Raw genomic sequence first — 24,367 nt, 5'->3', positions numbered from 1 at the left:
AGGCAAATGGTAGTGAAGTTCTCTTTTTTATATTCTTTCTAGATTCTAGCTCCATTACTATCCACTCGATAGCCATCCACTGTAGTATTCACTGCTAAAGCCCCTGAACTTTCCAAATAGTACCATGTTCCATTTTCCTTGAGCCAACCTGTCTGCATCTCCCCTGATGCCTTTAGATAATACCAGTGAGAGCCATCCTTAATCCAGCCAGTTGACATGGCCCCATTTTCCTTTAAATGATACCAATTGCCATTAACTTTTTTCCATCCTGTTACTAGCTTACCATTCTCTCGGTAATACCAACTCCCTCCTTCTTTTTTCCAGCCTTTCTCTGTATTGCTTAACTTTGTATACTGCACATATCTTCTAGCACCACTGTAGGATAGATAACCGAGCCACTTATAACCATCCTTTTCAAGAACTTGATCATAGCTTACACTCTCACCAGCATAATAGTAGTCAATAACCTGTCCTGTACGTGACGGTTGGTCCATAATCGGCGATTTCTCCGTGAATACTATTGTCCCACTAGACGGAAGCTCTGAGCTACGAGCATTCTCACCCGCACTATGGCTAGTAGATAAATCCTTGAAATGAATAAAACCTGTCATCGAACTAGCCTTGACTTTTCGACGGTTATACTTTTCTCGAACCCCATAGTTATACTCTTCGATTTCAATCGTATCCCCCGACACATTTGATACCCAGGCCACGTGCCCATAATAACCTTCTGTCGACCAAGCAATAGCCCCAACTTCTGGCTTAGTATCCACACGGTAGCCTTCTCGCCTTGCACGATGTCCCCATTCATTCGCATTTCCGTAGGCAGGAGGAATCTCAAAGCCATTTACACTACTCAAACGAAAGGCCGCAAAAGAGGTACACTGGCGAGAATACATCCGCCACTGATCGATTTCAACACTACCATTTTTGTAGTGAAGCGGATAATCATCTCCACGCGCTACACTGTCGGCTTTAACCGATTCTCCACCAAACAAAAAGGTACTCGTAACGAACAAAGTAGCCAGCCCTACACCCAACTGAGTATATCCACTCTTCTTAACTCCTGATTTAAAAAACGTCATTCATTCTCCTTAATAATATAAATTTCCGAGGTTACCCTCGTTTATACTATTCGGGAGAAAAAGAAAAAAGTGAGCAAAGCTCACTTCATTTTAGGATTCTTAGTCTAGATAGCGAATCAAGTTCTTTTCTGTCAAGATATCTGAGTAGGTGAAGGATTCAACATAGACATTGGCTTGTTTGTCTCCTTCAACATCCCCAAATTCAACGATAAATAGAGATGGATAAACCTCAATTAGCTTACCTAGTCTATTTTTTTGGCGCTTACGGCCATTTTCCAAAGTCATTTCAACGACTTGTCCCTCATGCGCCTTGATCTCTTCTTTGATTTTTTTCATCTTGGCTACATCTGTAAATGCATCTGACATCTTATGCCTCCCTCTTTGAGATACTTGAAAATTTATTGTATTCTTTTTGGAAAATCAATTCCACCGTTCCACGAGCTCCACTACGGTTTTTCTCGATGATAACCTCAACCTTATTATTTGGAATTCCTTCCTCTTCTTCACCCGCACGATCGTAGTAGTCGTCACGGTATAGAAAAGCTACGATATCCGCATCCTGCTCGATAGAACCCGATTCACGAATATCAGACAAGACTGGTCTCTTATCCTGACGCTGTTCCACTCCACGAGATAGCTGACTAAGAGCAATGACTGGAACCTTTAATTCCTTGGCTAGAATTTTCAACTGACGAGAAATTTCAGAGACTTCTTGTTGGCGGTTCTCACGACCAGTACCTGTGATAAGCTGTAGGTAGTCGATCAAAATCAAGCCTAGATTGCCTGTTTCTTGAGCTAGTTTGCGTGAGCGCGAACGAATTTCCGTGATCCGAATCCCTGGTGTATCATCAATATAGATACTCGCGTTGGCTAGGTTCCCTTGGGCAATGGTATACTTTTGCCACTCCTCATCAGTCAATTGACCAGTACGAATAGAATGAGACTCCACCAAACCTTCTGCTGCCAGCATACGGTCTACTAGGCTTTCTGCACCCATTTCTAGTGAAAAGATGGCTACCGTCTTGTCCAACTTGGTCCCGATGTTCTGAGCAATATTTAAGGCAAAGGCCGTCTTACCAACCGCTGGACGAGCCGCTAGGATAATTAGTTCCTCCTCATGGAGACCTGTCGTCATATGGTCCAAATCACGGTAGCCCGTTGCAATACCAGTGATATCCGTTGTTTGTTGTGACCGAACTTCTAGGTTCCCAAAGTTGATATTTAGAATATCACGGATGTTCTTGAAACCACTACGATTGGCGTTTTCGCTAACATCAATGAGTCCCTTTTCCGCTTGAGCGATAATTTCATCTGCAGGCTTAGAAGCTTCATAGGCTTGGTTGACAGACTCTGTCAACTTGAAAATCAAGCGACGTAGCATAGCCTTTTCAGCTACGATTTTAGCATAATATTCCGCATTAGCTGAAGTTGGTACAGAGTTGACAATTTCAACAAGATAAGACAAGCCACCAATATTTTGGAGATCCCCTTGACTATCCAAAATCGTTCGAACTGTCGTCGCATCAATCGCTTCTCCACGATCCGACAAGTCTACCATCGCTTGGAAAATCAACCGATGAGCATACTTAAAGAAGTCACGAGAATCAATGTATTCTCGGACAAAAACGAGCTTACTCTCATCTATAAAAATAGCCCCCAGAACAGATTGTTCTGCCAAAATATCCTGAGGTTGAACTCGCAGTTCCTCTACTTCTGCCATCCGACTTTCCTTCCTTTTACAATCTTGTCAAGAAGTTGTAAACTTAACCTTCTTTTACACGAAGATTGATGACACTTGTAACATCTTGATAGATCTTCACTGGTACATCAATCAAACCTACTGCTCGAATTGGTGCTTGTACTTGAATATTGCGTTTGTCAATCTTAATACCAAACTGCTTTTGCAATTCTTCTGCAATTTTCTTGTTAGTGATAGAGCCAAATGTACGGCCATCTGGTCCAACCTTTTCAACAAACTCTACAACTGTTTCTTCTGCTTCAAGCTTAGCCTTGATGGCTTTTGCTTCAGCAATCATTTCAGCATGAGCCTTTTCTTCTGATTTTTGTTTTCCACGCAACTCACCCACTGCTTGAGCAGTCGCTTCCTTGGCCAAATTCTTTTTAATCAGGAAGTTTTGAGCGTAGCCAGTTGGTACTTCCTTAATTTCGCCTTTCTTCCCTTTTCCTTTAACATCTGCTAAAAAGATTACTTTCATTCTTCTTTCTCCTTTTCCTTTAGTTCTTCCAAGATTAGTTGAGTCAATTTTTCTCCTGCTTCCGACAAACTCATATCCTCGATTTGCGCGGCAGCTAGATTAAAGTGACCTCCACCACCCAACTCTTCCATAATGCGTTGCACATTGATTTTACTACGACTTCGAGCCGAGATAGAGATAAATCCTTGTGTATTTTTTGCCAGAACGAAGCTGGCTTCAATGCCAGACATAGCTAACATAGCATCGGCAGCCTTACTGATAACAACTGTGTCATAAGTCGTTGAGTCCTCAGCTTGGGCAATCAAGATATCTGAACCTAACTTACAACCTTGTAAAATGAGTTCATTTACCTCACGGTACTCTTCAAAATCTGTCGCAGCAATCTCCTGGATAGCAATACTGTCACTTCCCCGTGTTCTCAGATAGCTAGCCACATCAAAGGTTCGGCTCGTCACGCGAGATGTGAAATTCTTGGTATCCAGCATCATACCAGCCATCAAAACACTGGCCTGCATACGACTCAAACGATTTTTCTTAGAATTTTGGAACTGAATCAATTCTGTGACCAACTCACTGGCACTACTTGCCCCACTTTCAATATAAGTGATGACTGCATTTTCAGGGAAATCCTGATCACGTCTATGATGGTCAATAACAATAGTTTGAGTGAACAAATCATAAAAATCTTTTGACAAAGTCAAAGCCGTCTTGGAATGATCCACCAGAATCAATAATGAACGGTTTGTAACTAACTTCATCGCATCTGTAAGAGATAAAAGCTTCGTGACATCTTCCTTCTTCAAGAACTGAATAGCACGTTCGATATCTGCTGGCATATGGTCTGCATCATAGACAGCATAACTGTTCTCAATAATATTACTTGCAAACAACTGCATACCGACAGCAGAGCCCAAAGCATCCATGTCTAGATTTTTATGACCGACTACAAAAACCTGGTCAACACTTCGAATCTTATCAGAAATGGCTGTCATCATGGCTCTCGTACGTGTACGAGTACGTTTAATAGACGCAGCAGTTCCTCCACCGAAGTAGACTGGATTCTTGGTTTCGTTATTTTCCTTGACCACCACCTGGTCACCACCGCGAACTTCTGCTAAGTTCAAGTTGAGCAAGGCAATTTTCCCTATCTCTTCATGGTTTCCATCACCATAAGAAAATCCCATACTTAGGGTTAGAGCTAGTTGCCTCTGTTTTGATTCTTCTCGGAAAGTATCAATAACAGAGAATTTATCATTCATCAATTCCTCTAGTACCGTGTAATCTGTGAATACATAAAAACGATCCATCCCCACACGGCGAGAAAACATGGCATACTTACTAGCAAATTCTGAAACAAAATTAGCTACAAAGCTATTGATATGGCTGATATCAGAGTCCGATGTCGCATCCTCCAAATCATCATAGTTATCTACCGAGATGACTCCAATGACTGGACGGCTAGTTACCAATTCGACAGTTGCTTCGTACTCCCCAGAAACATCAAAGAAATACAAAACACCCGAAGCCTTGTCCATATGGACAGCATACCGTGTTTCGCCCAAGGTAGCATACGAACCTGGATTCCCAACAGAAGCCTTGATGATGGTTTGAATTAACTCAACATCAATTTCCCCTTCTTCAGTCGTCAAAATCAGCTCAGCATATGGATTAAACCATTCTACTTCTCCACTTGACAAGTCTAATTTCAGGACTCCCACCGGCATTTGATCAAGCAAAGTACTCAAGCTATTTTCGGCTTGGTGATTTACATATTGGATTTGTTCAATTTCGCTCTTTTCATACTGTTTTTTTTGCCATACAAATAAAAGCAGATAAAGCAGTACAAATAAAAACAAAACAGTGATTGTTACAGCAAGATTATGTGAAAAAATAATCAGCAAAGTTAAGATTCCGAAAGTTGCAAGTCCTAGCCAGACCGCAGAAAACGGGATTAAATTATTTTTTTTCATTCTAAACCTCTTGCGCATTATTATATCATAAAAACCCTTAAAAAGCGACCTTTTAAAAGATGCAAGCCCTTCATTTCTCTAACCTCAGACACAAAAAGAGGAGGGAATCATCACCCTCCTACCCACGTGTTCAGATCACTAACACCTAACGTTCAACGATGAGGGCTGTTCCCATCCCTCCTCCGATACAGAGAGTAGCTAAACCAGTTTTAGCATCACGTTTCATCATCTCATGTACCAGAGTCACTAGGATACGGCAACCTGAAGCCCCAATTGGGTGACCAAGAGCAATCGCACCACCATTGACATTGACAATATCTGTGTTAAAGCCAAGTGTTTTCCCAACCGCACAAGCCTGGGCAGCAAAGGCTTCATTTGACTCAATCAAGTCAAGATCATCGACTGTCAAATTGCCTTTTTCAAGAGCTTTGCGAGTTGCATAAATCGGTCCACATCCCATCATCTTAGGGTCCAAACCTGCACTTGCATAAGAACGAATGCGGGTAATCACGGGCACTCCTAATTCTTCCGCTTTTTCAGCACTCATGACCAAGACAGCCGCTGCTCCATCATTGATACCTGAAGCATTTCCCGCTGTAACAGAACCGTCTTTTTTGAAAACAGGACCTAGCTTAGACAAACTCTCCAAGCTAGTATCTTTTCTAGGATATTCATCTGTATCAAAAACGATAGGATCGCCTTTGCGTTGAGGAATGACAACTGGCACAATCTCTTCTTTAAAGCGTCCAAATTCTATAGCCGCCACTGCTCGTTTTTGTGACTCTAAAGCAAGAGCATCTTGCTCTTCTCGACTGATGCCATATTCTTCAGCCACACTCTCAGCTGTAATCCCCATATGGTATTCGTTAAAGGCATCAGACAAACCGTCCTTAATCATGGTATCTACCACTTTCGAATCGCCCATACGGCCGCCCCAACGGAAGCTTGGCAAAACGTATGGAGCCTGACTCATGTTTTCTGCACCACCAGCTACGATAATATCTGCATCGCCACATCGAATCGCTTGAGCAGCCAACTGCACGGCCTTCAAACCGGAACCACAAACCTTGTTTATAGTAAAGGCTGGTGTAAATTCAGGGAGTCCTGCATGAACGCTCATTTGACGAGCTACGTTTTGCCCTAAACCTGCGCCTAGGACATTCCCCATAATTACTTCGTCTACCTGCTCTGGCTTGACATTGGCTTTTTCCAAAACACTTTTAATAACCAAAGCTCCCAAATCAACAGCTGAAACATTCTTTAAACTTCCTCCAAAGGAGCCTATTGGAGTTCGCACTGCTGAAACAATCACCACGTCTTTCATAACTGTCCCCATTTATACCTTTTATAATGATGCAATACAAAAGTGGTTTACACTGGTGTAAACCACTTTAAAAATTCTATTTTATGATTCTTTCACTTCTAACAAACCGACTTCACCATCTTCACGGCGATACAAAACATTAGTTGTTTGATCTTCCACATCTACATAGATAAAGAAATCATGTCCCAATAAATCCATTTGGAGAAGGGCTTCTTCTAAATCCATTGGCTTCAAATCAATTTGTTTTGAACGAACGACTTTTGGTTGCACAACATTTGCATCTTCAACTAGAGCATCTGTAAAGAGTTGACTTGTCGCAACTTTATTTTTATTCTTACGTTCGATTTTAGTTTTATTTTTACGAATCTGACGTTCAATTTTATCTGTTACAAGATCGATAGAACCATACATATCTTGAGAAATATCTTCAGCACGAAGAGTGATAGATCCAAGCGGAATTGTTACTTCAACCTTTGCTGTTTTTTCACGGTAAACTTTCAAATTCACACGTGAATCCAACTCCTGCTCAGGTTGGAAATACTTTTCGATCTTTTCGAGTTTAGAAACTACATAATCACGAATTGCTTCTGTTACTTCTAGGTTTTCACCACGGATACTATATTTAATCATATAAGTACCTTCTTTCTAAACATTTTTGTTTTTCTAACTATATTATAACGCTTTCATTTTCATTTTGCAAATTTTTTCCTCATCTTACAAGGGAAAAAGTTTTAACTTCCAAAGCACCTGCTTCTGCCAAAAGTCGTTTCACACGATTCACAGTTGCCCCTGTTGTATAGATATCATCAATCAGCAAAATCTTCTTAGGAAGTGAGATTCCATCTTTAATAAAAAATGGAATTTCAGTAGCTAACCTTTCCAAACGGCTTTTAGAAGAACTAGCGCTCTCTTCTCTTTTTCCTAATATATCTTTAAAAGAAAAGCCTGCCGCCTCAACCAAACCCTCGACTTGGTTAAACCCCCTCTCAAGCAATCTTTCAGGGCTTAGGGGAATCGGCACAAATTGATATCCTCTATACTTTTTCAGCTCCTCAGCAAGAACAGAAGCAAAAACTTTTCTAAGCAAAAAATCGCCATCAAACTTATATCGACTGAAAAAGTCTTTCATAGCTTGATTATAGGTAAAGATTGCCTTATGATCAACCTGAATTCCTTCTTTACACCAAAGTTTGCAATCTTGACACTTAGTTGACAGATCTACTTTCATACAGTTTGGGCAATATTTCTCACCAATCTTCTCAAAATTCGAAGCACAAGCTGAGCAAAGATTACTGCAATCATCTTTCAAAAGGAAAAGACTACTAAAAGTTAACTCACTCTTTGTTGTCTGACCACATAGTAAACAGTTCATAATCCCGCCTCCTTGTTCATCTGCTTGATTTCCTTTATTGCCTTCTTGATGGAAGCATTTAATCCATCATGAAAGAAGAGCAACTCACCAGTTGGTCTATCCATACTACGTCCAACTCGACCACCAATCTGAATCAAGCTAGACTTGGTAAAGAGTCGATGATTAGCTTCTACTACGAAAACATCCACACAAGGGAAGGTGACTCCGCGTTCCAATATTGTCGTACTGATCAGTATTGTTAGTTCTCCATCTCGAAAAGCTTGTACTTGCTCTAATCGGTCTTCTGTGATAGAAGATACAAAACCGATATTCTCATCTGGGAAATGCACCTGTAGTATTTCTTTTAGTTTTTCGCCTTTCTTAATCTCTGATGCAAAAATCAGTAAGGGATAACCTGTTCTTCTCTGTTTCTCAATATAAGTCTTTAACTTGGTTGACAATTGATTTTTCTCTAAACAGCGATTAAAATCCGATAACCAGACTGGTTTAGGAATAATCAAAGGATTTCCATGAAACCGTCTCGGCAAGCTTAATCTTTTTAATTCCCCTGTGCGAACCTTCCTATCTAACTCATCTGTAGAAGTTGCCGTAAGGAATATCCTCAATCCATCCTCCTTTACACTATTCTTTACAGCATAGTAAAGCATAGTGTTGTCAACATAAGGAAAGGCATCTACCTCATCCACTATCAACAAATCAAAAGCATGATAAAATTTTAATAACTGATGAGTTGTTGCAACTACTAGGGGAGTTCGAAAATAGGGCTCTGATTCGCCATGAAGTAGTGCTATATCGCAAGCAAAGTCATTCTGCAGTCGCTTATACAGTTCCAAACACACATCAATTCGAGGACTGGCCAAACAAACTGCACCACCATCATCAATCACTTTAGCTACAACTTGATAGATCATCTCTGTCTTTCCAGCTCCTGTCACAGCATGAACTAAAGTCGGTTCTTTCTTTTCGACTGCTCGAATCAACCCCTCTGATACCTTTTCCTGAAAAGGGGTTAACTGACCACACCATTTGAGAACATCTTGCTTAGGAAAATCTTCCTGCGGAAAATAGTACAAAGCTTGATCACTCCTGACTCGCTTCATCAGCAAGCACTCCCTGCAATAGTAGGCGCCAATAGGCAAATACCATTCTTCTAGAATCAAACTATTACAACGTTGACAAAACAGTTTCCCCTTCTCTTTTCTCATTGTTGGAAGTTTCTCAGCCATCTGACATTCTTCTTTTGTTAATTCTTTCTCAGTAAACAAGCGACCGAGATAATTTGGATTTACTTTCATACTTTAATATTCGCAAAAATCTAGCGATTTAGGGTTTTTTTTAGTACAATTAAATCATGGAATTTAGAACAATTAAAGAGGACGGGCAGGTCCAAGAAGAAATCAAAAAATCTCGATTTATCTGTCATGTCAAGCGTGTTTATAGCGAAGAAGAGGCTCGTGACTTCATAACTACCATCAAAAAAGAACACTATAAAGCCACCCATAACTGCTCCGCTTTTATTCTAGGGGAACGCAGTGAAATCAAGCGTACGAGTGATGATGGGGAGCCTAGTGGTACTGCTGGAATCCCTATGCTGGGTGTCTTAGAAAATCATAATCTAACCAATCTCTGTGTGGTAGTGACACGCTATTTTGGTGGCATCAAACTAGGTGCTGGCGGTTTAATTCGTGCTTATGCAGGTAGTGTGGCCTTGGCTGTCAAAGAAATTGGCATTATTGAAATCAAAGAGCAGGCTGGCATAGCCATTCAAATGTCTTATGCTCAATACCAAGAGTACAGTAACTTTCTTAAAGAACATCATCTCATGGAGCTGGATACAAACTTTACAGATCAAGTTGATACAATGATTTATGTTGATAAGGAAGAGAAAGAAAATATCAAGGCTGCTCTTGTGGAATTTTTTAATGGAAAGGTTACTTTAACAGATCAAGGTTTACGAGAAATTGAAGTTCCTGTAAACTTAGTGTAAACAAAGGAGAAATACATGGCTTTTGGGAAATTTATTCAAGGACTTGCTGGAAACTTTAGCGAGGAAAACAAAGAGACTCTTATCAAAGAGTATGGTCAATATCTACTAGAGAATGAAGAAATTCAAAGTGGATATAAACTTATTCGCGATTCAATCATCTTTACAAATATCCGTATTATTTTTACAGATAAGCAAGGTGCCACTGGTCGCAAGGTGTCTGTTAAGTCACTCTTTTTGATGAACATTGTAAACGTTGAAATGGAAACTGCTGGAGCAGGTATAGATGATAGTGAGATTACAATCACTTACTTAGAAAATGTCTTTCTAAAAGCACATAATGAGCATCTGAGTTTCCATAAATTTGAATTCCCTAAAAAAACGGACATCCTCCCTCTTTACACCTATTTATTAGAATTGGCTTATCACAATCGATTAAAAATTAATGGCTTAGACCTTTGATATAAAAAAATCCTATCACTTTGATAGGATTTCTATATTTTACAAATAGCCTTGAGCGCGTTATACTAGTATCATCTTATATAAAGAGGTATATCTATGACTATTTATAACAATATCACTGAACTAATCGGACAAACTCCAATTGTTAAACTCAACAATATTGTTCCAGAGGGTGCTGCAGACGTCTATGTTAAACTAGAAGCTTTTAACCCAGGATCTTCAGTCAAAGACCGTATTGCCCTTAGCATGATTGAAAAAGCGGAACAAGATGGTATTCTAAAACCGGGGGCTACCATTGTTGAAGCAACGAGTGGAAACACTGGTATCGGTCTTTCATGGGTTGGTGCCGCTAAAGGATATAAAGTTGTTATCGTCATGCCTGAAACGATGAGTGTGGAACGACGCAAGATTATCCAAGCCTATGGTGCTGAACTCGTGCTCACTCCTGGTAGCGAAGGAATGAAAGGGGCTATTGCCAAAGCTCAGGAAATCGCCGCTGAACGTGACGGCTTCCTTCCACTCCAATTTAATAACCCAGCTAATCCAGAAGTGCACGAAAGAACAACAGGAGCTGAAATACTGGCTGCTTTCGGTTCTGATGGTTTAGATGCTTTTGTAGGTGGTGTTGGCACCGGTGGAACAATCTCAGGTGTTTCTCACGCTCTTAAAGCAGCAAATTCAAACATCCAAGTTTATGCAGTTGAGGCAGACGAGTCAGCTATCTTGTCTGGTGAAAAACCAGGGCCTCACAAAATTCAAGGCATCTCAGCTGGATTTATTCCTGAAACACTTGATACAAAAGCCTATGATGGTATCGTCCGCGTAACGTCAGATGATGCTTTAGCACTTGGCCGTGAAATTGGTGGAAAAGAAGGCTTCCTTGTTGGGATTTCTTCAGCTGCAGCGATTTACGGGGCAATTGAGGTTGCCAAGAAATTAGGTACAGGTAAGAAAGTTCTTGCTTTAGCACCAGATAACGGCGAACGTTATTTGTCTACAGTACTCTATGAATTTGAAGTGTAGCCTCCTAAATGCACTTAGCCCTTATTAAAGGGCTTTTTGTTTACTCATACAGAATCTACTCTCTAGACCAAAAGAAAAAGGAAGCAAATCGCTTCCTTTTCTATTAGTTATTCAAGGCTGCTGCCATTGTAGCTGCAACTTCTGCCTCAAAGTCGTTTGCAGCTTTCTCGATACCTTCACCAACTTCAAAGCGAGCGAACTCAACTACTGAAGCATTTACTGATTCAAGGTAAGCTTCAACTGTCTTGCTGTCATCCATGATGTATACTTGTGCAAGAAGTGTGTATGCTTGGTCAACTTTAGTATTGTCAAGCATGAAGCGGTCCATTTTACCTGGAATGATTTTGTCCCAGATTTTTTCTGGTTTACCTTCTGCAGCCAACTCAGCTTTGATGTCAGCTTCTGCTTGAGCAATCACTTCATCAGTCAATTGTGCTTTTGATCCATACTTCAAGTGTGGAAGAGCTGGTTTACCAACCATTGCACGGCTTTCGTTGTCTTGATCAATTACGTGGTTCAATTGTGCCAACTCATCTTTAACGAATTGCTCATCCAATTCTTTGTAAGAAAGAACTGTTGGTTTCATCGCTGCAATGTGCATTGAGATTTGTTTAGCAAGCGCTTCGTCTCCACCTTCAATAACAGAGATAACACCGATACGACCACCATTGTGTTGGTATGCTCCAAAGTGTTGCGCATCTGTTTTTTCAAGCAAAGCAAAACGACGGAATGAGATTTTTTCACCGATTGTAGCTGTTGCAGATACATATGCAGCTTCAAGAGTTTCACCTGAAGGCATTGTCAAAGCAAGAGCCTCTTCGTTGTTCGCTGGTTTTCCTTCAGCAATTACTTTAGCTGTTGCGTTTACCAAGTCAACGAATTGAGCGTTTTTCGCAACGAAGTCAGTTTCAGCATTTACTTCAACTACTGCTGCAACGTTACCGTTAACAAATACACCAGTCAAACCTTCTGCAGCAACACGGTCAGCTTTCTTAGCTGCCTTCGCCATACCTTTTTCGCGAAGCAATTCAATCGCTTTTTCGATATCACCGTCTGTTTCTACAAGCGCTTTTTTAGCGTCCATAACACCGGCACCAGATTTTTCACGCAACTCTTTTACAAGTTTAGCTGTAATTTCTGCCATTTTGATTCTCCTATATTTTTTAAAAATAGGAGAGCTGGGCTACGCCCCGCCCTCCTAGGTAATTACTATTTCTATGAATTAAGCGTTGTCGCCTTCTACAACTTCAACGATTTCTTCGATTGAGTCAGCTTGAGCTTCTGAAGCTGCAAATTCAGCTTCAACTGCTGTTGCATCTTCACCTTGACGTCCTTCGATGATAGCGTCAGCCAATTTAGCTGTGATCAATTTAACAGCGCGGATAGCGTCATCGTTAGCTGGGATGATTACATCGATATCATCTGGATCAGTGTTTGTGTCAACCATCGCTACAACCGGGATACCCAATTTTTTAGCTTCTTTAACAGCGATTTGTTCTTTATGTGGGTCAACTACGTACATTACATCAGGGATTCGAGGCATATCTTCGATACCACCCAAGAATTTTTCAAGACGTGTACGTTGTTTGTTAAGAAGTGCAACTTCTTTCTTAGGAAGAACGTCGAAGATTCCTTCTTCTTCCATACGTTTGATTTCTTTCAAACGAGCAATACGTTTTTGGATAGTTCCCCAGTTAGTAAGAGTTCCACCCAACCAACGGTGGTTGATGTAGTATTGACCTGAACGTTCTGCTTCTTCTTTAACAGCATCAGCAGCTTGTTTTTTAGTACCAACAAACAATACAACTGCATCGTTAGCTGCCGCATCACGCATAAAGTCGTATGCTTGGTCAGCGTATTTTACAGTTTGTTGCAAGTCGATAACGTGGATTCCGTTACGCTCAGTGAAGATGTACTTAGCCATCTTAGGGTTCCAGCGACGAGTTTGGTGACCAAAGTGTACACCAGCCTCAAGAAGTTGTTTCATTGAAATTACTGCCATGAGTATTTCTCCTTTTTGTTTTTTCCTCTCCTCGACTTCAACTTGCAAAACGACCCGAGGGCAACAGTTTCACAATTCATCAAGAATGAGTATTATCGTTTACACGACAAGTTTTATTCTATCATATTTTATCAATATTTTCAAGTATTTTTGCTAGTTTTTAGCCTAACTTAAGACTAAAAAAGAAAAGAGACTCAAATCGAGCCTCTTTATTTCATTCATTAGTTTGGATAGATGTATGTTACGTAACCTTCAGAAGTTGTAGTTGGGTTGAACCATCCACGTTTGTTACCGATTGTACGATTTCCACCATAATTTGATTCTGATACTTGAATGCTAGTTGATGATGAAACTGCTGTAACAACCGCTACGTGTCCATATCCACCATCATTCCAACATGCAATCGCACCAACTTGTGGAGTTGATCCAGTACGGAATCCTGCAGCTGCTGCACTTGTAGCCCACTGCGCTCCGTTACCCCAGTAATCTCCAGCCCAAGGTGCTAATGTTTTAGCTCCCCAAGTACATTCTCCAGTTGGATAGCTTGAAGCATTTGTACTGTATGTTGGACGTTGTCTAGTTGGAGTCGGAGCAGGTGCTGGAGTGTAGCTTGAATCATCGTCTGATGAAGAGCTTGAAGTCGCTTGCACTTGATCTGAAAGTGTTGTATTTCCAGAAGCAACAACTGATTGTTGTTGACTTGTTTGACGTGCTTTATAAGCCGCTTCTGCTTCAGCTGCTGCTTTTGCTTCTGCCTCTGCTGCTGCTTTTTGTTCCAATAAAGTAGCTTTATCACTTTCTGCAGTAGCTTTCTCTGCAGCAAGGTTTAACTCAGCAACTTTCAACTCTGCTTGTTTTGTTGTCAATGCTTGTGCATCGTCAGCAAGCGTTTGTTGGTTCGCAATGACAGTGTTGATTGCTTCATTGTTTGCAACCTGTTTTTCAGCGATAGATTTCTTATCAGCTTTCTGTTGTTCCAACATTTTATTGTTAGCTGATACAATCTCGCTCATGGCTGCAACACGTGAAATAGCTTCCGTAATTGATTTTGAGTTTACAATTGTATTGATATAGCTAGTTGCAGCACCGTTTGTTTGTGCGCTACGTGCTTGTTTCTCCAAAGATTCATTACGAGCAACAATGTTCTTAGAGAGCTCTGTAATTTCTCCTTCAAGTTTTTTAGATTCAGCTTGTAGAGTTTCATTCTCAGCTTCCAAGTTCGTTTGTTGAGTTTGGATAGCTGTAACTTGCGTTTGGATTTCATCTACTTGTTTTTGAGCTTCTTTTTGTTGAGATGTCAAATTACTAATCTTACTATCTTGAGCAGCAATCTTTTCATCAGTTGTTTCAGCGTGGACAGTTGTCAATACCGCCGCTTGAGAAACCAATACTGTACTTAACAAAAGTGACGCTAAGATTTTTTTCTTCATATTGTGTAGATACTCCTTCTATTTAAGACATTACTAGTATACCAAAAAAAGACATAATAAATATTACGCCTTTGTTACATTTTTATTTCTTTCTTATAGATAACATTTTTCAAAAATATATTGGAAAATAAGCATCCATAAAAAGTTTAAAATCATTGACGGGACAAGGCTGTAGACGATGAAAACTGGCATAGATTCTACTGTCAATCCCATAGCAAGAGCAAGGAGATAGCTCCCCATATCAAATAGGAAACTCATCACAACTATTGTTAACATTCTTGTCCAACGGTTTAGCAAAATTACACTATTAAATTTATGGAGCGAAGCACCTATCAAGATAAATAGAAGTGTCGCAATTCCTATCAAGTGGAAAAAATAGATATCGTACACCAAACCCACTATACAGCAATAAGCTAGATAGAGGTATTCTGAAACCTCAATTGTCTCAAACAAGAGAAATAAAAACAAAAAATGACTTGCTAAATGAAAGTGAGGGAAGAAGGATCCCGCCAATTGTCCAATATGTGCATCAATTAGTACGACAAAAGGGAGTAAAAAGAAAATACCAATTTGTTTTAACAGTCTCATTGTTAATTCCCCACTAACTCTACCACATGAAGATTTTTGGTGTCAGCACTTAACTTGACTGTTACTTCCTTTGTTAGATAATCACTGCTGTGTGTTGTAGCAACAACCTCTCCAACAGGAATATCCTTAACATTAAAGTTTCCGAGCCCCCCTGTAGTCACCTTGTCTCCTGCGCTAATGTCACTGTTACTATTTAATTGGCTAATTTTAAGCAGTTCTGACTCCTTATCATAACCAACGATGATTCCGTAAATTTCAGTAGAACCATGCAGGATTTTAACAGAAATTTTGTCTGAATTTTCGGTGTTTGTCAATAGGTTGATCGTTGTTGAATGATCCTCCACCTTTGAAACACTACCAATCAAACCCCCGTTTGCAATGGCCAACATATTTTCAGAAGCTCCTTTTGAACTTCCCGCATCAATTGTTAACTCTTGTTTCCAAGATACTGGAGCTCGCATAATCACATCTGCTGCAATGGTTTTTGTAGCCTGCAATTTTGACTTCATATCCAGCAACTGACGTAATTGTTCATTTTCATTTTTTAAACTTTCTGATTGATTAGACTCCACCTCTAGTTGATAAAGTTGTTTCTTTAGACTCTCATTTTCATTGTAAGTCTGCGTCAAATGTCCCAAATCCGATTTGAAAGTATCAAACCACTGAAAGGGTTTTTGAACAATTCTATCCACTAAGGAAATCCCATCTCCTAGTTTCGTCACAATAGCACTTGAATAGGTTGTCACTAATAGAACAGAAACTGCCAGAACTGTGACAAAAACGATGATTAGATATTTTGATTTTTTAAAACGGTTCATATTCCTACCTTTATACTAAAAACCTGCTACTGTGAGCTTTTTATCAATCCTACAAATCTGCTAAGATTTTAAGAAAAATAAGAAACATCCCAGTACCAAAATCACAAGAATTGTCAGTGTATCCTTTTGACTCCATCTCAATTGTCTATACTGACTTCTACCCTTTCCTCCCTGATAACCACGCGCTTCCATGGCTATTGCCAATGAATCTGCTCGCTTTAAACTAGTCGCAAAAAGAGGAATTAAAATCGGAATCATTGCCTTTACTTTTTGAACGATGCTACCTTCGCCAAAGTCAACTCCACGAGCTTTTTGAGCATTCATAATTCTCGTCGTGTCATCCATCAAGGTTGGAACAAAACGCAAACTCATTGATAACATGAGGCCAATTTCATGAACGGGAACTTTCACACGTTTCAGCGGTGCTAAAAGAGCTTCAACTGCAGCTGCCAGACTCAAAGGCATGGTCGTTAATGTTAGCAAGGTTGAAAAGAAAATAATCAACACAAAACGACAGAAAATGATTCCTGCTTGTTGCAAAGCATAATCCGTTATTTTTATAAAAGAAAACTCAAATAGGACATTTCCACTTGAAATGAAAAAGAGCTGAAAAAGAGTCGTAAAGGCGATCAAGAAGAACATGGATTTTAATCCCTGAACGAAAAATGAGAGAGAAACGCCCGATAATGCGATAAATATACCTGTCGCTACAAACAGAACGAGATTGGTGAGGGGATTATTGGCCCAAAATACAATCAAAATCAGCAGGATCATGGCAAGCAATTTACTACGTGGATCCAAGCGATGAATGATGGAATCCCCTGGTATATAACGCCCTAAAATCATACTATCCATTTAGCGACTCCTTAAACTCCTCTATCTTGATTGGCAGTTTTTTAAAAGCTACACCTCTGTCTGCCAAACGCTTACAAAAGGCTGTGATTTTAGGCACACCTAACTGTACCTTTTCCATAGAGGCTACATCTTGAAAGACATCACTTGGTTTGCCACTTTTGACCAAACGCCCCTTTTCCATAACATAAACCTGATCAGCATATGCAGCTACATCATCCATCAAATGCGTTACCAGAACGATTGTCATTCCAGCAAGGTGAAGCTCTTTAAACAAGGTCATCAATTCTTTTCTGCCAAGAGGATCTAGTCCAGCTGTTGGCTCATCCAAAACCAAGACAGTTGGCTCCATGGCTAGCATACCTGCTATAGCCACACGTCTCATCTGACCACCCGAAAGTTCAAAAGGACTGCGCTCAAAGAGTGACTCATCGATGCCTACCAAGGCTAACTTTTCTCGCGCAATTTTCTTGGCCTCTTCCTCAGAAACTCCAAAATTTTGCGGTCCAAATGCAACATCTTTCAAAACAGTCTCTTCAAAAATCTGATTTTCAGCAAATTGAAACACTAGACCAACCTGCTTTCGAATCTGGCGAATTTCTTTATTGGTTGATGTAGGGGTAATGACGGTATCAAAAACTCGAACAGAGCCCTTACTTGGTACCAATAGGCCATTTAAAAGCTGTAAAATCGTTGATTTCCCACTACCTGTGTGCCCTACTAAAGCTGTATAGGAACCATCCTCAATCGTCAAAGAAACATCAGCCAAGGCTGATGAAGATAGGGGAGTTCCCTCTTGATAGGTAAAGCTCACATTTTCTAGAGTAATTCCCATAACTTGTCCTCTAGCTCTCCTTCTGTCAAATAGCCATCTGGCAACTGATAACCAGTCTCTCTCAAAGATTCTCTCAATTGATTAGTAAAAGGTTCATCCAACCCTATCTGGTCAAGGTCAGCCCGAGAAAAAAGTTCTCTTGGGCTGCTGGTTGACTCCACTTGGCCTTTTTTCATGACCAAGACACGGTCACTCATCGCAACTTCTTCTAAGTCATGTGTAATGGAGACGACTGTCATCTGATGGTCTTTTCGAATCTCTTGAACTGTCTGAATCAGTTCTCTTCGTCCCTCGGGGTCCAACATACTTGTAGCCTCATCTAGAATTAAAATAGCTGGCCTCAGAGCAACAACTCCTGCAATGGCCACACGTTGTTTTTGGCCACCAGATAAACGAGCTGGTTCTCTCTTCTTAAAGTCCAGCATCCCCACCAACTCCAAAGATTCAGTCACTCTCTTCTTCATTTCTTCACGAGGAAGTCCCTGATTTTCTAAACCAAAGGCGACATCATCTTCAACAGTTGCCCCCACAAATTGGTTATCTGGATTTTGAAAAACCATACCAATTTGACGACGTAAGTCCCAAACGTTCTCAGAGGACAGCAATTGCCCATCTATCCAGATTCCCCCAGACTCTGCTTCAAGCAATCCATCAATCAAACGGATAGTTGTCGATTTTCCACTCCCATTATGACCTACAATCGAAAGCCATTCTCCCCGTTTCACGTGAAACGAGACATTATTAACGTCATAATGATCCTGGTCTTCCTTATAACGAAAAGACAGATTTTTTACTTCAATAATCGATTTCATTTCGAACCAAATGTCCCTTTGAATACATGAGCGCTACCCTTGAAATAATCATAACCAGAGTAGATAGTGAAAAACAAAGCGATATAAAGCAACAGCTGACCAATTAAATTCCAATGTAAGAGCAAAAAGATAATGGCAAACATCTGACTAAAGGTCTTGATTTTCCCTGGCATCGCTGCTGCTAGAACTGTCCCTCCCATCTCAACAAGCAACAAACGCAAGCCTGTCACCGCAAGTTCACGACAGATGATAATAGCAACAACCCAAGCTGGAGCCATACCCAACTCAATCAACATAATAAAAGCTGACATAACCAACAGCTTATCGGCCATCGGATCAGCAAACTTTCCAAAGTTGCTGACTACATTCCATTTACGAGCAAGGTAACCATCGAGATAATCCGTTATACTAGCAACTGCAAAGATAATCGCTGCCAGCAGGTGACTGCCTTGTGAATGGCCCAAAGTCAAAATAAGAATAAAGAGAGGTATAAAGAGAATTCTACCAATAGTTAATACATTAGGAATTTGTTCTTTTTTCATTGATTTTTCCTTAATCTGTAGTGAATGTAAGTGTTACAGTTCCAGTCTGAGTTGTCAGCTTCGAGGTATCGATTGTTTGATTGTCCACAGTCACAGTAACTCCCTTCACTACACCTAAAGTAATAGTAACGGGATTCTTAGTTGAAACTGTTGTTTTTGCATTCTTATTGTCTGCAGATAGTGTCACACCACCCTCCAGCTCACTTCCTGAAACACTTACCCAACTAGTTGCATCTGATACTGCCAGTTGAACAGTAGCGGTTTCCTTACTCGTTTTATACCGAGCTTCAATGCGGTTCCCTTCACCTGAAACGGTAATAGTTGATTCCGTAATAGAAGATGAGCTTGATACCTGACTACTAGAAGATGAACTAGATGAGGTTGTTGAACTAGATGAGGTTGTTGAACTAGTTGAGTTCACAACACTATAGTTAGCTGAAGAAGGTCTTGGCTGAGTTTGGATGTAGTTCCAAACATAGTAAGTGACAAAAATTAAAATTGACAAAGCAAATAGCACAAAATAAAATAAGGGGAGATAAGACGTTTTTTTCTTATTTGATCGTCTACGACCAGACAGGTCTTCTTCATCAACATCGACCTCTTCATAGGTGATCATACTACCTGAATCATAGGCATCCAAAACAATTCTTTCATCTAACTCTACTGCCCAGGCATATTTTCTTAAAAAAGAACGAGCGTAAAAAGTGCTAGGAAGTTGATTGAAATCATCCGCCTCCATTGCTTCTAGAAAATGTAACTGAATTTCAGTTTTTTTCTGCAATTCTTCTATACTCAATCCTTGGTTAATTCTAGCTAAACGCAAAACCTCGCCAATTGTTTTTTTTCTCATACTTACCATTCCTTCTTTCTAGTGTTCTTGCCTTATTTAGGCTGGAAAAATTGTAAAATCAACTAGATCACCATTATCAATCAAACGATGCCCAGCTTCAAGAACATCTTCCAAAGTAATTTCCTGTAAAATTTTCGGAAAATCAAAAATTGTTTCTCCGCGATCCATCGGATCGTATTGAGTTGCAATAAATTCCAAAGAGTTCATACTACTGAAAAATTCTCCAAACATCTCACTCTTAACAAGATCGAGATGCTCCTCAGTAATATCTTCATCACTACTAAACTGACGAATCGCTTTCCGAAACTGGTGCGACAAAGAAACAGGTTCCTTGGTATCCATCATCAATATCACAAAATGAAAGCGACTATTTACCTCAACCTCTAGTGACAATGACGCATCTAACTTCCCTGTCTCGTATAATTTTTGAAAACGATCCGAAGTACAGCCAAACATCATCGTAAATAGCAATTTCAATAAAATGTTGTAACGATAAGACTCCTCTTCCGTTATTTGACCAGTTCCTCTAATAGCGACAGCAAGTTTGGGTGAAGAAACTTCCATCCGAAGACTATCTGTTTTCTTCACAGGTTGCAAAGGTAATTGCTCTTTTGAAACTGTAAACTGCTCTAAAATCTTATTTTCCTTTTTCGAAAAGTATTCCTCAACAACTTTTACATCAATATTTCCAACTAAAAACAGTGACATGTTGACAGGTTTGTAAAAGTCTGTAAAGTTCTCTTTTAAATTTGAAACTTGAATCTCAGAAATTGATTTCTCACTCCCAACAATGTCTGTCGCTAAAGGAGTATCAGGATAAAGATTGGCTAATGTTGCAAAAAACAAACGCGAATCTGGATCATCTTGATACATTTCTCGTTCTTGATGGATAATATCTTGTTCCCTCAAAACAGACTCTTCTGTAAAATGAGCATCTCCAACTAACTCATCAAGTAAATCTAAATTATCTAATAAATAGTCAATTGTTGAAAAAAGATAGCTAGTCTTGGTAAAGCTTGTAAAGGCATTGCTGTCTGCACCTAATCGAGTAAAAGCAGTCATCATATCTTCAGAATTTTCTCGTTCAAACAATTTATGTTCAAGAAAATGGGCAATTCCTGCTGGATGATGACGTAAACCTTTGTCCAAGCTTGTATAAGTTGCATCTACAGAACCAAATTGAACCGTTACAATCCCATAAACCTCATTGAAATCTTGCTTAGGGAGTAAAGAAACTGTCAACCCATTTGACAATTTTGTTTTGTAGACTGTTTCCTTTACAGCAGAATAGTATTTTTTTTCAAAAGTAACCTTTGTCATTCTACTCCTTCCATAAAGTAAATCGCTTTTAACTTTAAACTGTTGGCAGCTTTACATATAGCTTCTTTATCAACACTCTCTAATTTTGCCACCAATCGATCCATATCAAAGCTTGATTTTCCCAATAGAGCATTCAAATAGACTCTTTCAACTAGGGTTTGTTGATTATCTTGAGCCATCAACAAAGATCGTCGAATCATCTCCTTGGTTTGTTCAAGTTCAAAATCTGTAAAGTTACCCTTTTTCAAATCTAGCAATTGATGATTCATCATTTTTCTAGCCTGATTTCGATTTTCTCTATCAATACCCGCATACATCCTTAACAGACCACTAAACAAATCCAATTGACTCGAGACTGTGTAGGCTATCCCAGCATTTTCACGAACATTTGTAAAAAGTTTCGAATGTGCAAATTCACCCAACAAACCATTCATAACAAGCATGGGCAAGTGCTCATCATCACCATATTTTACAGGAGAATGATAGCCTAATTCTAAAATAGATTGCCCAACATTCCTCTGAATCATTCCTTCTCGTAGGACATTCGAATAAGATTGATGGTACTGGATAGTGACGCCGTTCTCTCTAGCTGTAAAGGGTAATGACTTCAGCGATTCTGTAATTTCTACTTCATTAAAATCACCTAAGAAAAAGAAATCAATACGATCATTCTTCAGAGCATTTTGAAAGCACGTGTAGCTACTTTCTGGAGACTCATTTGAAATGCTATTTCGTAAATCACTGTATCTCAATTGAAGACGCTCATCATGGAAGAACAAGCTATCCAACTCCTTATGAGCAAAATAAAATGAATCATCCATATCAGTAGCTAAACTAGCCAATAACTGTTTTCTTTCAATTTCAAATAAAGCTGACTCAAAAGCACCATCTTGAGCTAAGGGAGCAAATAAAGTCTGTTTCACCAATTCCAAAATTCGAGAAGTCAAGACATTCTTTTTACTTAAAAAATCATCCCTCACATAAGTAAATGTTAAGTCAAGAATATGTGCCTGTCCCCTACGATAAGCACTTGTGGAAATATCTGTTCCATATAAACTTGCCAAGTATCTGCGAAATACTTGAGATGTTGGGTAAACTTGATTTGCCGTCTCCAACATACTCGCGCTCAACATACGTCCTGCTATCGTCTCAAGAGATAAGGGAGCAGTAAAACGAATGGTAATTTTATTTGTTTTAAACTTTTGGGATTGAACAAAATGTGCTGAAATTCCAGGCACTAATTCCATACCTTACCTCCTTACATATAGAGTTCTATTATACCACGAAAATTAAAATTTTTCTTGTTCTCTTTATAGCTTTAAAGAGTAAAACCGTTTTCATTTCAGCTAACTTTCCTTCAGCTATTTCAAGGAAAATATGGTATAATACCAAAGATTGAGGTGAATTATGGAATACAAATTATTTGAAAAATTTATTACGCTCCAAGCCCTCCTAAAAGAACTTGGAATTATACAAAGCGGTGGTGCTATCAAATCCTTTTTAATAGATCATCAAGTTTACTTTAATGGTGAGTTAGAAAGTAGACGTGGGAAAAAAATCCGTATTGGAGATACGATTGACATTCCTGATTTAAAGATTGACATCACCTTGACACAACCAAGTTTAAAAGAGCAAGAAGAGTATCAAGCAGATAAGATTGAGAAAGAGCGAATTGCTAAACTTGTCAAAGAGATGAATAAAGGTGTCAAGAAAGAAAAACAAAAAACTTCTTCATCGCCTAAAACCAAACAAGTTCCACGTTTTCCAGGAAGATAACCATGTGGCTCCAACATTTAACAATTAAAACCTTTCGAAACTACAAAGAGGCAAAAATTGATTTCAATCCAAAATTAAATGTCTTTCTAGGTCAAAATGCACAAGGAAAAACCAATATTCTAGAAGCAATCTATTTCTTAGCCTTGACACGTAGTCATCGGACTCGTACAGATAAAAATCTCATTCATTTTGATAACGAGCAACTCCATCTTTCTGGCTTGCTACAGAAAAAAACAAGCTCTATCCCTCTAGAAATTGATTTAACGCCAAAAGGGCGTGTGACTAAGGTCAATCACTTAAAACAAGCTCGCCTATCAGACTACATCGGTCATATGAATGTTGTCCTCTTCGCACCTGAAGATCTCCAGCTAATTAAGGGAGCACCTTCTGTCCGTCGAAAATTTATCGACATCGAACTGGGACAAATTAAACCAATCTACTTGTCAGACTTGTCAAACTACAATCATATACTCAAGCAAAGAAATACTTACCTAAAATCCAGCCAGAAGATTGATGAAACATTTCTGTCAGTATTAGATGATCAGTTAGTAGAGTATGGTTGTCGCGTCATAAAGCATCGGATAAAATTCATTAAAGACTTAGAGAAATTTGGTCAAAAAAAACACTTAGAAATTTCAAATAAATTAGAAGGCTTGTCAATATCTTATCAATCATCTGTCAACTTCACTGATGAAGAACAGCTAACAAGTTCTTTTAAAATTGCTTTGGAGAAAAGCAGATCCAGAGACTTATTTAAAAAGAATACTGGAGTTGGCCCTCATCGAGATGATATTTCTTTTTATATCAATGGTATGGATGCTAGTTTTGGAAGCCAAGGTCAACATCGTAGTCTTGTGCTTTCTATCAAACTAGCAGAGATTGAGCTAATGGAAAGCATTACCAACGAGTCTCCTATACTATTGCTTGATGATGTTATGAGCGAACTTGACAATACACGGCAACTAAAATTACTAGAAACCATTTCTCAATCTATCCAAACCTTTATTACAACAACAAGTTTAGACCACTTACAAAACTTGCCAGAAAACCTTAGTATTTTCAATATTCAAAACGGTAAAATTTCTGTAAATCAAAATTGACAACTT

26 protein-coding genes are annotated in these 24,367 nt (G+C 39.3%); 5 read left to right on the top strand and 21 right to left on the bottom strand.

The features are described 5' to 3' along the window. Nucleotides 1–38: 38 nt before the first annotated feature. The 9 genes from B7723_RS06555 to B7723_RS06515 form a co-directional block, all read right to left on the bottom strand. Nucleotides 39–1,085 carry a CHAP domain-containing protein gene (locus tag B7723_RS06555; RefSeq protein ID WP_084850084.1) on the bottom strand — a complete coding sequence of 349 codons (1,047 nt, stop codon included), beginning with the start codon at nucleotides 1,083–1,085 and terminating at the stop codon, nucleotides 39–41. A 99-nt stretch (nucleotides 1,086–1,184) separates the two neighbouring features. After that, a complete protein-coding gene (locus B7723_RS06550) occupies nucleotides 1,185–1,451 on the bottom strand; it encodes a Veg family protein (protein ID WP_001278165.1) in 267 nt (88 codons plus the stop codon). A 1-nt stretch (nucleotide 1,452) separates the two neighbouring features. Beyond that, nucleotides 1,453–2,805, bottom strand: a complete 1,353-nt coding sequence (gene dnaB, locus B7723_RS06545) for a replicative DNA helicase (protein WP_084850085.1) — start codon at nucleotides 2,803–2,805, stop codon at nucleotides 1,453–1,455. Nucleotides 2,806–2,848: 43 nt separating this feature from the next. Then, nucleotides 2,849–3,301, bottom strand: a complete 453-nt coding sequence (rplI, locus tag B7723_RS06540; protein WP_000864211.1) for a 50S ribosomal protein L9 — start codon at nucleotides 3,299–3,301, stop codon at nucleotides 2,849–2,851. Then, entirely contained in the window at nucleotides 3,298–5,271 is a 1,974-nt protein-coding gene (locus B7723_RS06535) for a DHH family phosphoesterase (protein WP_084850086.1), read from the bottom strand. Before B7723_RS06535 ends, rplI begins: the two co-directional genes overlap by 4 nt. Before the next feature lie 145 nt (nucleotides 5,272–5,416). After that, nucleotides 5,417–6,595: an acetyl-CoA C-acetyltransferase gene (locus B7723_RS06530; protein WP_084850125.1), complete on the bottom strand. Its 1,179-nt coding sequence runs from the start codon at nucleotides 6,593–6,595 to the stop codon at nucleotides 5,417–5,419. An 81-nt stretch (nucleotides 6,596–6,676) separates the two neighbouring features. Next, nucleotides 6,677–7,225, bottom strand: coding sequence for a ribosome hibernation-promoting factor, HPF/YfiA family (gene hpf, locus B7723_RS06525; RefSeq protein ID WP_084850087.1), 549 nt, complete (start codon nucleotides 7,223–7,225; stop codon nucleotides 6,677–6,679). A gap of 79 nt (nucleotides 7,226–7,304) precedes the next feature. Then, a complete protein-coding gene (locus B7723_RS06520) occupies nucleotides 7,305–7,967 on the bottom strand; it encodes a ComF family protein (RefSeq protein WP_084850088.1) in 663 nt (220 codons plus the stop codon). Then, the gene (locus B7723_RS06515) at nucleotides 7,964–9,262 is read right to left on the bottom strand and encodes a DEAD/DEAH box helicase (RefSeq protein ID WP_084850089.1); all 1,299 of its coding nucleotides are present in this window, start codon (nucleotides 9,260–9,262) and stop codon (nucleotides 7,964–7,966) included. The genes B7723_RS06520 and B7723_RS06515 overlap by 4 nt, the downstream gene beginning before the upstream one ends. Nucleotides 9,263–9,318: 56 nt before the next feature. On the opposite strand from B7723_RS06515, the gene B7723_RS06510 reads away from it, so the two are divergent. The 3 genes from B7723_RS06510 to cysK all read left to right on the top strand — a co-directional run bounded on the left by B7723_RS06510 (nucleotide 9,319) and on the right by cysK (nucleotide 11,436). After that, nucleotides 9,319–9,954, top strand: coding sequence for a YigZ family protein (locus B7723_RS06510; protein ID WP_084850090.1), 636 nt, complete (start codon nucleotides 9,319–9,321; stop codon nucleotides 9,952–9,954). 15 nt (nucleotides 9,955–9,969) lie between these two features. Continuing rightward, the gene (locus B7723_RS06505) at nucleotides 9,970–10,413 is read left to right on the top strand and encodes a PH domain-containing protein (protein WP_000863903.1); all 444 of its coding nucleotides are present in this window, start codon (nucleotides 9,970–9,972) and stop codon (nucleotides 10,411–10,413) included. A gap of 96 nt (nucleotides 10,414–10,509) precedes the next feature. Then, on the top strand, nucleotides 10,510–11,436 hold the full coding sequence (cysK, locus tag B7723_RS06500) for a cysteine synthase A (RefSeq protein ID WP_084850091.1): 927 nt from the start codon (nucleotides 10,510–10,512) through the stop codon (nucleotides 11,434–11,436). A gap of 103 nt (nucleotides 11,437–11,539) precedes the next feature. Here cysK and tsf read toward each other — a convergent pair whose 3' ends face one another. The 12 genes from tsf to yfmF all read right to left on the bottom strand — a co-directional run bounded on the left by tsf (nucleotide 11,540) and on the right by yfmF (nucleotide 22,732). Continuing rightward, nucleotides 11,540–12,580 (bottom strand): translation elongation factor Ts, encoded by a 1,041-nt coding sequence (tsf, locus tag B7723_RS06495; RefSeq protein ID WP_000808059.1) that lies wholly within the window; start codon nucleotides 12,578–12,580, stop codon nucleotides 11,540–11,542. A gap of 78 nt (nucleotides 12,581–12,658) precedes the next feature. Beyond that, nucleotides 12,659–13,438: a 30S ribosomal protein S2 gene (gene rpsB / locus B7723_RS06490; RefSeq protein WP_084850092.1), complete on the bottom strand. Its 780-nt coding sequence runs from the start codon at nucleotides 13,436–13,438 to the stop codon at nucleotides 12,659–12,661. A gap of 221 nt (nucleotides 13,439–13,659) precedes the next feature. Further along, the gene (pcsB, locus tag B7723_RS06485) at nucleotides 13,660–14,868 is read right to left on the bottom strand and encodes a peptidoglycan hydrolase PcsB (RefSeq protein ID WP_049501303.1); all 1,209 of its coding nucleotides are present in this window, start codon (nucleotides 14,866–14,868) and stop codon (nucleotides 13,660–13,662) included. Between the two features lie 93 nt (nucleotides 14,869–14,961). After that, nucleotides 14,962–15,456 carry a rod shape-determining protein MreD gene (mreD, locus tag B7723_RS06480; protein WP_001237913.1) on the bottom strand — a complete coding sequence of 165 codons (495 nt, stop codon included), beginning with the start codon at nucleotides 15,454–15,456 and terminating at the stop codon, nucleotides 14,962–14,964. 2 nt (nucleotides 15,457–15,458) lie between these two features. Then, nucleotides 15,459–16,274 carry a rod shape-determining protein MreC gene (gene mreC, locus B7723_RS06475; protein WP_001078970.1) on the bottom strand — a complete coding sequence of 272 codons (816 nt, stop codon included), beginning with the start codon at nucleotides 16,272–16,274 and terminating at the stop codon, nucleotides 15,459–15,461. 60 nt (nucleotides 16,275–16,334) lie between these two features. Further along, complete coding sequence (locus B7723_RS06470) at nucleotides 16,335–17,129, bottom strand: energy-coupling factor transporter transmembrane component T family protein (protein ID WP_084850093.1); 795 nt, start codon at nucleotides 17,127–17,129, stop codon at nucleotides 16,335–16,337. Further along, a complete protein-coding gene (locus B7723_RS06465) occupies nucleotides 17,122–17,961 on the bottom strand; it encodes an energy-coupling factor transporter ATPase (RefSeq protein WP_084850094.1) in 840 nt (279 codons plus the stop codon). The genes B7723_RS06470 and B7723_RS06465 overlap by 8 nt, the downstream gene beginning before the upstream one ends. Beyond that, a complete protein-coding gene (locus B7723_RS06460; RefSeq protein ID WP_084850095.1) occupies nucleotides 17,946–18,773 on the bottom strand; it encodes an energy-coupling factor ABC transporter ATP-binding protein in 828 nt (275 codons plus the stop codon). Before B7723_RS06460 ends, B7723_RS06465 begins: the two co-directional genes overlap by 16 nt. Beyond that, entirely contained in the window at nucleotides 18,770–19,315 is a 546-nt protein-coding gene (gene pgsA, locus B7723_RS06455; RefSeq protein WP_084850096.1) for a CDP-diacylglycerol--glycerol-3-phosphate 3-phosphatidyltransferase, read from the bottom strand. The genes B7723_RS06460 and pgsA overlap by 4 nt, the downstream gene beginning before the upstream one ends. Nucleotides 19,316–19,325: 10 nt before the next feature. Then, on the bottom strand, nucleotides 19,326–20,165 hold the full coding sequence (rodZ, locus tag B7723_RS06450; protein ID WP_162279223.1) for a cytoskeleton protein RodZ: 840 nt from the start codon (nucleotides 20,163–20,165) through the stop codon (nucleotides 19,326–19,328). A gap of 36 nt (nucleotides 20,166–20,201) precedes the next feature. Beyond that, nucleotides 20,202–21,485, bottom strand: a complete 1,284-nt coding sequence (gene yfmH / locus B7723_RS06445; protein ID WP_084850098.1) for an EF-P 5-aminopentanol modification-associated protein YfmH — start codon at nucleotides 21,483–21,485, stop codon at nucleotides 20,202–20,204. Continuing rightward, nucleotides 21,482–22,732, bottom strand: a complete 1,251-nt coding sequence (gene yfmF / locus B7723_RS06440) for an EF-P 5-aminopentanol modification-associated protein YfmF (protein ID WP_084850099.1) — start codon at nucleotides 22,730–22,732, stop codon at nucleotides 21,482–21,484. The genes yfmH and yfmF overlap by 4 nt, the downstream gene beginning before the upstream one ends. 160 nt (nucleotides 22,733–22,892) lie before the next feature. Between yfmF and yaaA the strand changes: the two genes are divergently transcribed. Together yaaA and recF are read left to right on the top strand one after the other, a co-directional pair. After that, the gene (yaaA, locus tag B7723_RS06435; RefSeq protein WP_084850100.1) at nucleotides 22,893–23,261 is read left to right on the top strand and encodes a S4 domain-containing protein YaaA; all 369 of its coding nucleotides are present in this window, start codon (nucleotides 22,893–22,895) and stop codon (nucleotides 23,259–23,261) included. Between the two features lie 2 nt (nucleotides 23,262–23,263). After that, the gene (gene recF, locus B7723_RS06430) at nucleotides 23,264–24,361 is read left to right on the top strand and encodes a DNA replication/repair protein RecF (RefSeq protein WP_084850101.1); all 1,098 of its coding nucleotides are present in this window, start codon (nucleotides 23,264–23,266) and stop codon (nucleotides 24,359–24,361) included. Nucleotides 24,362–24,367 lie beyond the last annotated feature (6 nt).

This window comes from Streptococcus oralis subsp. oralis, from assembly GCF_002096435.1.
Classification (GTDB): domain Bacteria; phylum Bacillota; class Bacilli; order Lactobacillales; family Streptococcaceae; genus Streptococcus; species Streptococcus oralis_AA.
Note: the sequence above shows the minus strand (reverse complement) of the source record. Positions and strands in the feature narration are given on the sequence as shown.